Below are 14,097 nucleotides of genomic sequence, written 5' to 3'. Positions count from 1 at the left end.
GGCGTGCGAATGCGGCACAATTTGCGCCTCACCGTTTTTCATCTCTGGATGGCCCGCCTCCATGACCGACCTTCTTTCGATTGCCCCGCGCGACAAGGCTGAAATCCTGGCCCAGGCGCTGCCTTACATCCGCAAGTTCCATGGCAAGACCATGGTCATCAAGTATGGCGGCAACGCCATGACCGACCCGGCGCTGCAGGCCGACTTTGCCGAAGACGTGGTGCTGCTCAAGCTGGTCGGCATGAATCCCGTGGTGGTGCACGGCGGCGGCCCGCAGATCGAGACCGCCCTCAACCGCCTGGGCAAGAAGGGCCAATTCATCCAGGGCATGCGCGTGACCGATGCCGAAACCATGGAAGTGGTCGAGTGGGTGCTGGCCGGCGAGGTGCAGCAGGACATCGTGGGCCTGATCCACCAGGCCGGCGGCAAGGCCGTGGGCCTGACGGGGCGTGACGGCGGCATGATCCGCGCGCAAAAGCTCAAGATGGTGGACAGCAAGGACCCCACCATCGAGCACGACGTGGGCCAGGTGGGCGACATCGTCTCCATCGACCCGAGCGTGGTCAAGGCGCTGCAGGACGATGCCTTCATCCCCGTCATCAGCCCCATCGGCTTTGGCGAGAACAACGAGAGCTACAACATCAACGCCGACGTGGTGGCCAGCAAGCTGGCCACGGTGCTGCAGGCAGAAAAGCTCATGCTGCTGACCAACACGCCCGGCGTGCTGGACAAGCAGGGCAACCTGCTGACCGACCTCTCGGCGCGCGAGATCGATGCGCTGTTCGCCGACGGCACCATCTCCGGAGGCATGCTGCCCAAGATCGCCGGCGCACTGGATGCGGCCAAGGCCGGCGTGCACGCGGTGCACATCATTGACGGCCGCGTGCCCCACGCCATGCTGCTTGAAATCCTGACCGATCAGGCCTACGGCACCATGATCCGGTCGCACTGACCTTCCGCACCATGCGCCTGCTTCTGGTCGAGGACGATGTGATGGTCGCCAGCGGCATCAAGCTGGGCCTGACCGATGCAGGCTACGCCGTGGACTGGGTGGGCAGCGGCGAGCGGGCCGAGGAGGTGCTGCGCAGCGAATCCTTTGACGCCGCCATCATCGATATCGGCCTGCCGGCCATGGACGGGCTGGAACTGACCCGGCGGTTGCGCCGCCCGGACATGGTGAGCCATGCCATGCCGGTGCTGATCCTCACCGCGCGCGACGCCTTGCACGACCGCGTGCAGGGGCTGGACCTGGGCGCCGACGACTACATGGTCAAGCCGTTCGAGCTGCCCGAGCTGCTCGCGCGCCTGCGCGCCCTGCTGCGCCGGTCGCAGGCGGCCACCACCGCCGTGCTGAGCTTCGGCCCGCTGGAGCTGGACACCGCGGGGCGCCGCGCAAGCGTGCGCACCCCGGCGGGCGAGTCCGTGGTGATCGAGCTGGGCCCCCGCGAGTGGACGGTTCTTGAATACCTGCTGATCCATGCGCCCAAGCCCGCCAGCAAGGACAAGCTGCTGCAGGCGCTGACCGGGTGGGACAAGGAGATCACGCCCAACGCGGTCGAGGTCTACGTCTCCCGCCTGCGGGGCAAGCTGGAGCCGCACGGCGTAGCGCTGCGTTCGATCCGGGGGTTCGGCTACCGGCTTGAGCTGCAGGCGAGCGCCTGATGCCTTGACGGCCCCGCTGCGCCCAGCACCACTGCCATGCGCTCATCCAGGCCACCGCAAACCCCCCGGCCCGGGCTGCGGGCCATGACCTCCGACCTGCGCAACCGGCTGCTGCTGCTGCTGGTGCTCCCGCTGTGCCTGTTGGCGCTGGCCGGCGTGTGGCTGGACTACCGCTCGGCCGACGAAGCGGCGGGCCAGCACGACCAGCGGCTGCTGCGCCTGCTGCCCGCGCTGGCCGACTCGGTGCTGGCGCCCGCCATCCGTGACAACGAACCACCCCTGCTGCTGCTGGCGCCGCCTGTGGAGGACTTTCTGCGCCAGAAGCCCGGGTTTTCGGGCTACAGCGTGCGCGACCTGCAGGGCAGGCTGCTGCTGGGCGATGACTGGGTGCAAGGGGCGGTGCCGACTACCCACGCGCCGGAGTTCCACAGCGTCGAATTTGGCGGCGTGACCTACCGCATCGCGGCGCAGCGCGGCCGCACCGGCGCGGGGGAACTGGTGGTGGCCCTGGCCGACGGCTCCGACCCACGGCAGCAGTGGGCGCAGCAGCTGTTGCTGCGCGTGCTGCTGCCCAACCTGGTGCTGGTGGCGGCCGCGGCGCTGGCCATCCACTGGGCGGTGGGCCGTGCGTTCAAGCCGCTGGTGGACCTGGCCGAGGCGGTCGAGCACCGGTCCCCGCGGGACCTCAGCCCCATCGACGAAGCGGCATCCCCCACGGAGGTGCGTCCCTTGGTCCATTCCCTGAACCGGCTGTTCGCACTGGTCAACGCCCAGGCCGAGGGGCAACGCCGGTTCGTTGCCGACGCCGCGCACCAGTTGCGCACGCCCCTGGCCGGCCTGCAGGCCCAGGTGGAGGCGTGGGCCATGATGGCCAAGGCGGCAGCCCCGCCGCGCGCGCCTGTGCAAGAGTTGGATCAAAAAAAGCCTCCAGCGCTTGATGGACAAGCGCGAGGCGCTATTGTTTTAGGAGTTGACCAGATCGAGAAGCTGCGCAACGCCACGCGCCGCACCTCGCAGCTGGCGCACCAGTTGCTGGCGCTGTCGCGCGCCGACGCGCGCAGCCTGGACGCGCAGCCCCCGCAGCGGGTGGACCTCAAAGACCTGTGCGAGACGCTGCTGGAGACCTTTCTCGACCCGGCCATGGGCAAGGGCCTGGACCTGGGCCTGGAAGTCCAGCCCGTACACGTCACGGGCCACGGCTGGCTGCTGCGCGAGCTGATCTCCAACCTCATCGACAACGCCATCAAGTACACGCCGGCAGGCGGCGTCGTCACCATCCGCTGCGGCATGCGGCAGGGACGGGCGGGGCCGCCCCGGGTGTTTGTCGAGGTGGAGGACGACGGCCCCGGCGTGCCCGAGGCCGAGCGCGCCCGGGTGATGCAGCGCTTTTACCGCGTGCCCGGCACGGTCGGGGAGGGCACGGGCCTGGGCCTGGCCATTGCCGATGAGATCGCGCGGGTGCACCGGGCTGCATTGACGCTGGGCAGCGGCCCCCAAGGGCGCGGGCTGGTCGTCACGGTGGTCTTTCCGTCCTAAGGATCATCCGTTTCAAGGTCTTTTCCCGGCAGCCTTCTTAAGCAAGCGAGCGGTAGAGAAGTGGGCGCGAGCGATGGCGCCGCCGACGTAGCCTTTGGCTTGAGCGACCTTGGGCTTGCGTTTGGAGGTGGCCAGTTGTTTGGGGCTCATGAGGCTGGCCAGGCGCAGCAGGCGTTCGAGCAGTCGCCCGACATCGCCGCCGGGGCGAGGCAGTTGCTCGGGTGGCAGCATTCGCAGCATCGTCCCGTAATCGGCCGCGATGTCCACCGCCAGATGGTAGGTGGATACGTCCAGTTCCGGATGGCTTTGGCGATGCGCATGTTCGATGAGTTGTTTGAGCACCGCCAGCACGTTGTACGCCAGCACCGCCACCGCAAATCCCAGCAGCGCCGCACGCGGGTGGCCCAGCGTCTTGATTTCGCTGTTCAGCACGGATTCCAGGCGGCCGAACAGACCTTCAATGCGCCAGCGCTTGCGGTACAGCTGCGCGATGGTGGCTGCGTCGACCTCGGGCGGCAGGTTGCTCCACAGCACGAGGGCCTGGTCGCCGGACTCGGTGGGCGTGTGCAGCGTGAGTTCGATGCGTCGCCACTGCCGCAGGGCTCCTTCGTGGGGTTCGGCCAGCTCGATAGCCTGCTCGCGCACCCCGCCCGTCTCGATGGCGGTGGCCTCGCTCCACGGCCCGCAGCCGCGCAGCCGCGGATGGCGCGCGTGCTCGCGCACGATGCAACCCGCACCGCGCTCGGCCAGCCCTTGCACGATGGCCCGGGTGCAGAAGTGCCGGTCGCCGATCCACACCTGCTGAGCCTGCGCCTGCTCAATCAGCGCCGCCGCGCCCGTGCGCTCGCTCTCGTGGGCGTCCTCGCAGGCCACGATGTCGCACACCAGCGCGCTGTCCGGGTCGTACACCACCAGCGTGTGGCCTGGCAGCGCCGCGCCCCGTAGTCCGCGCAAGGGGCCCAGCCGCTTCTCGCTGGCCGGCAGATGATTGCCGTCGAACACCCGCAACTGCCAGCCCGGCAGGCTTTGCCGCTCGGGCATGCCGCTCACCAACGGCGCCAGACGCCGGGCGCTGCCTTGCACCAGCGCCCGCAGCACGGCAGGCTCGGTGCGCTGGACCTTGGCATACAGTGCGGCCAGCGACACCGGCAGCTGCCGGGCCATCTTGCGCGCGGCCGCATGCAGCGAAGGCCGCAGTCCCAAGGTGACCAGCAGCATCAGCTCCACCACGCTGGAGAACAGCAGCTCCCGGGGGTACTGCCGTTGCCGGTGTGCCTGGAACACTTCGTCTATCCAGCTCGCTGGCAAGGCCTGTTCCAGTGCCAGGTGCGCCATCACCGCGCCCGGTGCCTGCTCCTCAAACCGCTCAATGATTTCCCGCCAGATTCTTTGCTCCCAGGTCCCACGATCCCCGTGAAATCAGAAGCTTAGATGATCAAACTCCAAAGACCTTGAAAGGGATGGTCCTAAGGATGCTTTGCACGAATCCTGGGTCCAGGCGGGCCCGGCGGGCCGTGCACAGGGCTGTGCGAGAATCATTTCCACACATCACTTACGCCCTGCCGTGCCGGCCTGGGCGCTTGCGCTACCGGCCCCACGGGCCTTTTCAGAGCTCCATCCGCATGTCCGAACTCTCGCCCCTTCCCGTGCCAGCCCGCAACGACGGCGAGGCCGAAGCCCCCGCCGCGCGCAAGCGGCCCAAGCCCGGCGAGCGGCGCGTTCAGATCCTGCAGGCCCTGGCTGCGATGCTGGAGCAGCCCGGGGCTGAGCGCATCACCACGGCTGCGCTGGCGGCGCGCCTGTCCGTGAGCGAAGCCGCCCTGTATCGCCACTTCGCCAGCAAGGCGCAGATGTTCGAAGGCCTGATCGACTTCATCGAGCAGACCGTCTTCACGCTGGTGGCGCAGATCACCGGCCGCGACGTCCCCGACCCCGCGCAGGCGCCCGAGGCGGGGGCCCGCCAGGCCGCACGCATCGTGGCCCTGCTGCTGCAGTTTGGCGAGCGCAACCCGGGCATGGTGCGCGTGATGGTGGGCGACGCGCTGGTGTTCGAGCACGAGCGCCTGCAGCAGCGCATGAACCAGTTCTTCGACCGCATCGAGTCCACGCTGCGCCAGTGCCTGCGCCCGGCCGCGGCCGCGTCGGCCACACCCACCGTGGACGCGCAAGTGGCCGCCAGCGTGCTCACGGCGTTTGCCGTGGGGCGCCTGCAGCGCTATGCGCGCTCAGGGTTCAAGCGGCTCCCGTCGGAGCACCTGGAAGCCAGCCTGGCACTGATCCTGTAGCCGCGCCGCGCCTGGGCTCCGGCGCGGGGCCGGTGGCGCCCCTGCAACGCGCGCTGGGGTTCTCTCCCTATTTTTGCCAAGGGTTTTGGCCCGTCATGGAATTTGCTGCAAAATAGAACGAACGTTCGTTTTATTTGCCGCATGTCCGCCGCCCTCGATCCCCGTCCGGCCACCCGTGTCCCGCGCGCGCGCAGCGGCAACGGGCGCGCCCTGCAAAAAGGTCAGCAAACCAAGGCTGCCATCGTCGAGGCGGCGCTGGGCCTGGCCACGCACATCGGGCTGGAAGGCCTGTCCATCGGGGCGCTGGCCGATGTCACCGGCATGAGCAAGTCGGGCGTGTTCGCCCACTTCGGCTCGCGCGAAGAGCTGCAGATCTCCGTCATCCGCGAATACCACACCCGCTTCGAGCAGGAGGTGTTCTACCCCGCCATGACCGCGCCGCGCGGCGTGGCCCGGCTGCGCGCGCTGTTCGACAACTGGATGAAGCGCACCTCCATCGAAATCGACTCGGGCTGCATCTACATCAGCGGTGCGGTGGAGTTCGACGACCGCACCGGCCCCGTGCGCGACGCGCTGGCCAGCTCGGTGCTGACCTGGCACGCCGCCATGCGCCGCGCCATCGAGCAGTGCAAGGAGCTGGGCGAGCTGCGCACCGACACCCATGCCGAGCAGATGCTGTTCGAGATCCATGGCCTCATCCTCGCGCTGCACTACGAGGCGCGCTTCCTGCAGACGCCGGGCTCCATGGCCCGTGCCATCCAGGGCTTTCAGAACATCCTGGCGCGCTACAGCGCCGAGGCGCCGACCGCCGCGGCATCCGCAGCCCCTGCCGTTGCCAAGCGCCGCAAAGTTTCCAACCAAACCACCTCCAAGGAGTAACCCCCATGCCTACGTACACGCCGCCGCTGCGCGACATGCAATTCGTGATGCACGAAGTGTTCAAGGTCAGCGATGAATTCAAGGCCATGCCCCCGCATGCCGAGGTGGACGTGGACACCATCAACGCGGTGATCGAAGAGGCCGGCAAGTTCGCCTCGGAAGTGATCTTCCCCCTGAACATCAGCGGCGACACCGAAGGCTGCGTGCTCGACAAGACCACGCACGAGGTCAAGACCCCCACGGGCTTCAAGGAAGCCTACGACCAGTACGTGGAAGGCGGCTGGGCGGCCCTCTCGTGCGACCCCGCCTACGGTGGCCAGGGCCTGCCCTTCGTGCTGAACCAGTGCCTGTACGAGATGATGAACTCGGCCAACCAGGCCTGGACCATGTACCCCGGCCTGAGCCACGGCGCCTACGAGGCCCTGCACGCCCACGGCACCGACGAGCAGAAGAAGCTGTACCTGCCCAAGCTGACCAGCGGCGAGTGGACCGGCACCATGTGCCTGACCGAACCCCACTGCGGCACCGACCTGGGCCTCTTGCGCACCAAGGCCGAGCCCCAGGCCGACGGCACCTACAAGATCACCGGCAACAAGATCTTCATCAGCGCCGGCGAGCACGCCATGGCCGCCAACATCGTCCACCTGGTGCTGGCCCGCCTGCCCGATGCACCCAAGGGCAGCAAGGGCATCAGCCTGTTCGTGGTGCCCAAGTACCAGGTCAATGCCGACGGCGCGTTGGGCGAACGCAACCCGGTGTTCTGCACGGGCCTGGAGCACAAGATGGGCATCCACGGCAACGCCACTTGCCAGCTGAGCCTGGACGGCGCCGTGGGCACCCTGGTGGGCCAGCCCAACAAGGGCCTGGCCGCCATGTTCGTGATGATGAACGCCGCCCGCCTGGGCGTGGGCAACCAGTCGCTGGGCCTGACCGAAGTGGCCTACCAGAACGCCCTGGCGTACGCCAAGGACCGCATCCAGATGCGCTCGCTCAGCGGCCCCAAGGCCCGCGACAAGGACGCCGACCCCATCATCGTGCACCCCGACGTGCGCAAGATGCTGCTCACCGCCAAGGCGTATGCCGAAGGCGGCCGGGCGCTGCAGATCTACTGCACGCTGCTGCTGGACAAGGTGCACAGCCACCCCGATGAAAAGGTGCGTGCCGAATCCGAGGAGCTGGTGGCGCTGCTGACCCCTATCGTGAAGGCCTTCATCACCGACAACGGGCACATTTCCACCAACGCCTGCATGCAGGTCTTTGGCGGCCACGGCTTCATCAAGGAATGGGGCATGGAGCAGTTCGTGCGCGACAACCGCATTAACATGATCTACGAAGGCACCAACACCGTGCAGTCGCTGGACCTGCTGGGCCGCAAGGTGCTGGGCAACAACGGCGCCACGCTCAAGAAGTTCGGCAAGCTGGTGGGCAAGCTGGTGGAGGAAGAGGGTGTGAACGAGAAGATGGCCGAGTTCATTAACCCCATCGCCATGCTGGGCGACCAGATGACCAAGTTCACCACCGAGATCGGCTTCAAGGGCATGCAGAACCCCGATGAAGTGGGCGCCGCCGCCGTGGACTACCTGCGCGTAGCCGGCCATTTGGTGTTCGGCTACATGTTTGCACGCATGGCCCAGGTGGCCCTGCGCGAGATCGCTGCCGGCAACACCGACCCGTTCTACCAGGCCAAGCTGCAGACGGCGCGCTTCTACTTCGCCAAGCTGTTCCCCGAGACTGCCACGCTCATGCGCACGGCCCGCGCCGGCAGCAAGGTGCTGATGGACACCGATCTGGCCCTGGCCTGATCGGTGACGCAAGCGGATTTCAAGCCTTTTTGCCACGGAGCGCTTATGTACAAAGCGGTAGCAGCTATTGTTTTGGTAGCGAGTGCGTTGCCGGCCTGGGCGCAGATGACGCCCGAAGGCCTGTGGCGCAACATCGACGACAAGACCGGCGAGGCCAAGGCCGAGATCCGCATCCGCGACACCGGGGGCGGCGTGCTGAACGGGGCGCTGGAAAAGCGCCTGCTCAAGGATGCCAAGCCCGACGACGTCTGTGACGAATGCTCGGACGACCGCAAGGGCAAGCCCATCCTGGGGCTGGAGATCATCCGCGGCGCCCGCAAGGCCGAGGGCAAGGACGTGTGGGAAGGCGGCAAGATCCTCGACCCCGAGAACGGCCGCAACTACACCCTGCGCATGACGCCCATCGAAGGCGGCAAGAAGCTCGAAGTGCGCGGCTCGATCGGCCCGTTCGGCCGCACGCAAACCTGGATCCGCGTCCAGTAAACCCCATTCCCGTGGCCGTGCGCGCCCCAGCGGTGTCGCGCCGCGCCCCAACCAGGAACCCAACCCATGTCCCGATTCCAAGTGAAAAAAGTCGCCGTGCTCGGCGCAGGCGTGATGGGCGCGCAGATTGCGGCCCACCTCGTCAACGTGAAGGTCCCCGTGGTGCTGTTCGACCTGCCCGCCAAGGACGGCCCCAAGAACGGCATCGTCACCAAGGCCGTGGAAGGCCTGAAGAAGCTCAAGCCCTCGCCCCTGGGCGTGGCCGACGATGCGGCGCTGATCCAGCAGGCCAACTACGAAGAGCACATGCACCTGCTCAAGGAATGCGACCTCGTGATCGAGGCCATTGCCGAGCGCATGGACTGGAAGCTGGACCTCTACACCAAGATCGCGCCCCACGTGGCCAAGCACGCCATCCTGGCGTCCAACACCTCGGGCCTGTCGATCACCAAACTGAGCGAAGTGCTGCCTGAGAGCATCAAGCCGCGCTTCTGCGGCATCCACTTCTTCAACCCCCCGCGCTACATGACGCTGGTGGAGCTGATCAACACGCCCACCACCCGGCCCGAGGTGCTCGATCAGCTCGAAGCCTTCGTCACCAGCGGCCTGGGCAAGGGCGTGGTGCGCGCGCACGACACGCCCAACTTCGTGGCCAACCGCGTCGGCATTGCCGGCATGCTGGCCACCATGAAGGAGGTCGAGAACTTCGGCCTGACCTTTGACGTGGTGGACGACCTCACGGGCAAGAAGCTGGGCCGCGCATCGAGCGGCACCTTCCGCACCGCCGACGTGGTGGGCCTGGACACCATGGCCCACGTCATCAAGACGCTGCAGGACAACCTGAGCCTGGAGACCGACCCCTTCTACGAAAGCTTCGGCACGCCCGCCGTGCTGAAGAAGCTGCTGGAGCTGGGCAACCTGGGCCAGAAGGCCAAGGCCGGCTTCTACAAGAAGGTGGGCCGCGACGTGATGCGCTTCGAGCTGGAAAGCGAAGAGTACGTGCCCGCCGGCCAGAAGGCCGACGAGGTGTACGCCCGCATGCTCAAGAAGCCCGCCGCCGAGCGCCTGCGCCTGCTGCGCAACGCCGAAGGCGCACCCGGCCAGTTCCTCTGGGCCATCCTGCGCAACAGCTTTCACTACGCCGCCGTGCACCTGGGCACGATTGCCGACAACGCCCGCGACGTGGACCAGGCCATGCGCTGGGGCTTCGGCATGAAGCAAGGCCCCTTCGAGCTGTGGCAGGAAGCCGGCTGGCTCGAAGTCGCCAAGATGATCCAGGAAGACATTGATGCGGGCAAGGCCCTGTGCAAGGCGCCGCTGCCCGCGTGGGTCTTCAAGGGCCCCGTGGCCGAAGCCGGTGGCGTGCACACCGCGCAAGGCTCGTGGAGCGCCTCGCAGAAAAAGTTCGTGCCCCGCCGCCAGCTGCCCGTGTACGAACGCCAGCTCTTCCCCGAGCCGCTGCTGGGCGAGACCAGCCTGCCCGACTGGCGCACGGCCGGCACGACCCTTGCCGAGTCCAAGGCGCTGCGCACCTGGACGCTGGACGGCCAGGTCCTGATCGCCAGCATCAAGAACAAGATGCACGCCATCAGCCCCGAGGTGATGGAAGCCCTGATGGAAGCCGTGGAACTGGCCGAGAACGAATACCAGGGCATGGTCATCTGGTCCGGCGACGCGCCTTTCAGCGTGGGCGCCGACCTGGAGGCCACCATGCCCGCCTTCGTGGTGGGCGGCCCCGACGCGATCGAAAGCGTGGAGCAGGAACTGCAGAACCTGATGCTGCGCATCCGCTATGCGCAGGTGCCCGTGGTGGCAGCCATCCACGGCATGGCGCTGGGCGGTGGTTGCGAGCTGGCCGTGTATTCGGCCAAGCGCGTGGCGCACATGGAAAGCTACATCGGCCTGGTGGAAGTGGGCGTGGGCCTGGTGCCGGGCGCCGGTGGCCTGACCTACATCGCCCGCCGTGCGGCCGAGAACATGGCCGCTTCGACCAGCAAGGACATCCTGCCCTTCCTGACCGAAGGCTTCACCGCCGCCGCCATGGCCAAGGTGGGCACTAGCGCACTCGAGTCGCGCAAGCTGGGCTACCTGCTGGACAGCGACATCATCGTGCCGCACAAGGACGAGCTGCTGTTCGTGGCCATCAACGAAGCCAAGTCCCTGGCCGCCAGCGGCTGGCGCGCGCCGCACAAGCGCCTGTTCCCCGTAGCGGGCCGCAGCGGCCTGGCCACCATCAAGGCGCAGCTGGTGAACATGCGCGACGGCGGCTTCATCAGCGCCTACGACTTCAAGATCGCCGCGATGATCGCCGAGGTGGTCTGCGGCGGCGATGTGGACCCCGGCTCGCTGGTGAGCGAGGAATACCTGCTCACGCTGGAGCGCAGGGCGTTCTGCCACCTGATCGCCCAGCCCAAGACGCATGAGCGCATTCTCGGAATGCTCTCCACCGGTAAGCCTGTGCGCAACTGACACCGGCATCACCATGACCAGCCAAGCCCCCAACAAACTCCAGCGCTCGCTGATGCGCCTGGACGAGGCCCCCGCCTTCCTGCGGGGCTTCGTGCAGAACGTCATCCTGCGCCGGGCCGTGCCCTTCACCGGCACGGCCGGGGTGCGGTTTGTGTCGCTCACGCCCGAGCGTGTGGAGGTGCATCTGGCCAACGAGCACCGCGTGCAGAACCACATCGGCGGCGTGCACGCCTCGGCCATGAACCTGCTGGCCGAGACGGCCACCGGCATGGTGGTGGGCATGAACGTGCGCGACGACTGCCTGCCGCTGGCCAAGGAGTTCAGCATGGCGTTCAAGAAGCGCGCCACGGGCGGTCTCAAGGCCGTGGCCACGCTCACCGCCGGGCAGCGCGCCGCCATGCAGGCCAGCGACAAGGGCGAGGTGCAGGTGGCGGCCACCGTGACCGACGAAGCCGGTGCGGAGCCGGTCGAATGTGTATTTACGTGGGCCTGGGTTCCCTCCAGCCGCCCCGTTCCGAAGAATTGAAGGAGTTTCAACACCATGGCCCAGAAACAAGTCCAGGACGCCTACATCGTCGCCGCCACGCGCACGCCCATCGGGCGCTCGGGCCGCGGCTATTTCAAGAACACCCGCCCCGACGATCTGCTGGTCGCCGCCGTCAAGAGCGCCATGCTGCAGGTGCCCACGCTGGACCCCAAGGCGATTGAAGACGCCATCATCGGCTGCTCCTTCCCCGAGGGCGAGCAGGGCATGAACATGGCGCGCATTGCCATGGGCCTGGCGTTTGACCACCCCGTGGGCGGCGTGACGGTGAACCGCTTTTGCGCATCGGGCATCACCGCGCTGCAGATGGCCGCCGACCGCATCCGCGTGGGGGAGGCCGACGTGCTGATCGCCGGCGGCGCCGAGTCCATGAGCCTGGTGCCCATGGGCGGCAACAAGCCCTCGTTCAACGCCGAGATCTTTGCGAAGGACGAGAACGTGGGCATTGCCTACGGCATGGGCCTCACGGCAGAAAAGGTCGCCCAGCAGTGGAAGGTGAGCCGCGAAGCGCAGGACGCGTTCGCCCTTGAATCCCACCTGCGGGCCATCAAGGCGCAAAAGGCCGGTGAGTTCACCGACGAAATCACGCCCATCGAGATCGTGGAGCGTTCGCCCAACCTCGTCACCGGCGAAGTGGTGGAAAAGCGCCGCACCGTGAACCTGGACGAAGGCCCGCGCCCCGACACGTCCCTGGAAGGCCTGGCCAAGCTCAAGCCCGTGTTTGCCGCACGCGGCAGCGTCACGGCGGGCAACAGCTCGCAGACCAGCGATGGCGCCGGTGCGCTCATCGTGGCCAGCGAAAAGGCCGTGAAGCAGTTTGGACTGACGCCCCTGGCCCGCTTTGTGAGCTACGCCGCACGCGGCGTGCCGCCCGAGATCATGGGCATCGGCCCGATCGAGGCGATCCCGGCCGCGCTGCGCTATGCGGGCTTGAAGAGTGACGACATTGGCTGGTACGAGCTGAACGAGGCGTTTGCAGCCCAGTCGCTGGCCGTGATCAACACGCTGGGCCTGAACCCCGCCAACGTGAACCCGATGGGCGGCGCCATTGCGCTGGGGCATCCGCTGGGCGCGACCGGTGCGATTCGCGCGGCGACGGTGGTGCATGCGCTGCGCCGCCACAAGCTGAAGTACGGCATGGTCACGATGTGCGTGGGTACCGGACAAGGCGCTGCCGGAATTATTGAAGCGCTGTGAGTTAGCTGGCTACTGCGCGGGCCATCTGCGTCGTTGGGCGGTGCTCGGAATCCTCACGTACAGGAAGTACGTTCCGGTTACTGCGCTCCGTCCGCCTGGCCTGCAAGCCGCTCGCTACGTCCTGGAGGGCGGGGTGTGAAGGCAGGAAGGCAAAAAGGTAGTAGAGAAGGGTGTTACCCCACCCGTTCGGGCTGAGCCTGTCGAAGCGCGGAGCGCGAACCCCCACCGTTCGGGCTGAGCCTGTCGAAGCCAGGTCCCATCCCTCAGCGATACTTCTTTTCTTCAAGCCGGCGCAGATCGGTTTCGACACAAGGAGACAAGCGTTGGACAAGCAAACCTTGCAGGTCAACGGGGCAGTGTCTTTGGCGCTGCGTGTCTATGAACCCGAGGGCGCTCTGCGCGCCAGCGTTGTCATCGGCGGCGCGATGGGCGTGCGGCAATCCTTCTACGAGGCCTTTGCGCGGTGGATGGCGCAGCAGGGGTTTCGGGTCACCACCTTCGACTACCGGGGCCATGGCGATTCGCTGCAGGGCCCCATGCGCGATGTGAAGGCGGACCTGTTCGACTGGGCCGAGGATTACGAGGCGGTGATCTCCGCCGCCAAGGCCGCGCAGCCCTCGCTGCCGCTGTACTTGCTGGGGCACAGCCTGGGCGCGCAGCTGCCGGGCTTGCTGAAAAAGCCCGAGCAGGTGGCGGGCCTGCTGAGTGTGGCCGCCGGCAGCGGCTACTGGCGCGACAACGCGCCGCAGCTCAAGCGCATCGTCCCGTATTTCTGGTGGGTGCTGGTGCCCGTGGCCACGCGGCTGTGCGGGTACTTTCCGGGGCGAACGCTCAAGAAGGTGGGCGACCTGCCGGCGGGTGTGATCCTGCAGTGGCGCCGCTGGTGCCTGCACCCGGCCTACAGCGTGGGCGCGGAGGGGCCGGCCGTGGCGCAGCGCTATGGCGCGGTGCGGTTCCCGGTGCTGGCGCTGTCGATGGCCGACGACGAGCTGATGACCTTGCGCGGCACGCACAACCTCGTCAACCTGTACGCCAACACCGAGCGCCGGGTGGAAAGCATCACGCCGGCCGACCTGCAGGTGCGGCGCATCGGGCACTTCGGGTTTTTCCGCGACCAGTTCCGCCAGAGCCTGTGGCCGCGGGCGGCGGCGGCCCTGGCGGCGCTGGGCGGCGGTACCCTGGCGGCCCGCCAGGAAGTCTCCGGTACGACGGCTTGAGCGGCCGTTTCGCGGCACACTTG

Annotated in this window: 12 protein-coding genes; 11 read left to right on the top strand and 1 reads right to left on the bottom strand. The window is 67.4% G+C overall.

What is annotated here, in order from left to right:
* Positions 1–61 precede the first annotated feature (61 nt).
* The 3 genes from argB to ACOYR3_RS20155 all read left to right on the top strand — a co-directional run bounded on the left by argB (position 62) and on the right by ACOYR3_RS20155 (position 3,198).
* Positions 62–952 carry an acetylglutamate kinase gene (argB, locus tag ACOYR3_RS20165; protein WP_422844076.1) on the top strand — a complete coding sequence of 297 codons (891 nt, stop codon included), beginning with the start codon at positions 62–64 and terminating at the stop codon, positions 950–952.
* An 11-nt stretch (positions 953–963) separates the two neighbouring features.
* Positions 964–1,662 carry a response regulator transcription factor gene (locus ACOYR3_RS20160; protein WP_422844075.1) on the top strand — a complete coding sequence of 233 codons (699 nt, stop codon included), beginning with the start codon at positions 964–966 and terminating at the stop codon, positions 1,660–1,662.
* Positions 1,663–1,746: 84 nt separating this feature from the next.
* Positions 1,747–3,198, top strand: a complete 1,452-nt coding sequence (locus ACOYR3_RS20155; protein WP_422844074.1) for an ATP-binding protein — start codon at positions 1,747–1,749, stop codon at positions 3,196–3,198.
* Positions 3,199–3,210: 12 nt separating this feature from the next.
* On the opposite strand, the gene ACOYR3_RS20150 is transcribed toward ACOYR3_RS20155, so the two are convergent.
* Positions 3,211–4,533, bottom strand: coding sequence for an IS4 family transposase (locus tag ACOYR3_RS20150; protein ID WP_422843399.1), 1,323 nt, complete (start codon positions 4,531–4,533; stop codon positions 3,211–3,213).
* Positions 4,534–4,820: 287 nt separating this feature from the next.
* Here ACOYR3_RS20150 and slmA point away from each other — a divergent pair, with 287 nt between their 5' ends.
* From slmA to ACOYR3_RS20110, 8 genes are all read left to right on the top strand, one after another.
* Positions 4,821–5,483: a nucleoid occlusion factor SlmA gene (gene slmA, locus ACOYR3_RS20145; protein WP_422844073.1), complete on the top strand. Its 663-nt coding sequence runs from the start codon at positions 4,821–4,823 to the stop codon at positions 5,481–5,483.
* A gap of 141 nt (positions 5,484–5,624) precedes the next feature.
* Positions 5,625–6,362, top strand: a complete 738-nt coding sequence (locus tag ACOYR3_RS20140; RefSeq protein ID WP_422844072.1) for a TetR/AcrR family transcriptional regulator — start codon at positions 5,625–5,627, stop codon at positions 6,360–6,362.
* Positions 6,363–6,367: 5 nt separating this feature from the next.
* Positions 6,368–8,164, top strand: coding sequence for an acyl-CoA dehydrogenase C-terminal domain-containing protein (locus ACOYR3_RS20135; RefSeq protein ID WP_422844071.1), 1,797 nt, complete (start codon positions 6,368–6,370; stop codon positions 8,162–8,164).
* Positions 8,165–8,209: 45 nt separating this feature from the next.
* Positions 8,210–8,647: a DUF2147 domain-containing protein gene (locus ACOYR3_RS20130; RefSeq protein WP_422844070.1), complete on the top strand. Its 438-nt coding sequence runs from the start codon at positions 8,210–8,212 to the stop codon at positions 8,645–8,647.
* A 66-nt stretch (positions 8,648–8,713) separates the two neighbouring features.
* Positions 8,714–11,116, top strand: a complete 2,403-nt coding sequence (locus ACOYR3_RS20125) for a 3-hydroxyacyl-CoA dehydrogenase NAD-binding domain-containing protein (protein WP_422844069.1) — start codon at positions 8,714–8,716, stop codon at positions 11,114–11,116.
* Positions 11,117–11,129: 13 nt separating this feature from the next.
* On the top strand, positions 11,130–11,642 hold the full coding sequence (locus ACOYR3_RS20120; protein WP_422844068.1) for a DUF4442 domain-containing protein: 513 nt from the start codon (positions 11,130–11,132) through the stop codon (positions 11,640–11,642).
* 15 nt (positions 11,643–11,657) lie between these two features.
* Positions 11,658–12,857 (top strand): acetyl-CoA C-acyltransferase, encoded by a 1,200-nt coding sequence (locus tag ACOYR3_RS20115; RefSeq protein WP_422844067.1) that lies wholly within the window; start codon positions 11,658–11,660, stop codon positions 12,855–12,857.
* A gap of 323 nt (positions 12,858–13,180) precedes the next feature.
* A complete protein-coding gene (locus ACOYR3_RS20110; protein ID WP_422844066.1) occupies positions 13,181–14,074 on the top strand; it encodes an alpha/beta fold hydrolase in 894 nt (297 codons plus the stop codon).
* Positions 14,075–14,097: the final 23 nt, after the last annotated feature.

It is taken from the genome of Acidovorax sp. M2(2025) (assembly GCF_049330835.1).
Classification (GTDB): domain Bacteria; phylum Pseudomonadota; class Gammaproteobacteria; order Burkholderiales; family Burkholderiaceae_C; genus Acidovorax.
Note: the sequence above shows the minus strand (reverse complement) of the source record. Positions and strands in the feature narration are given on the sequence as shown.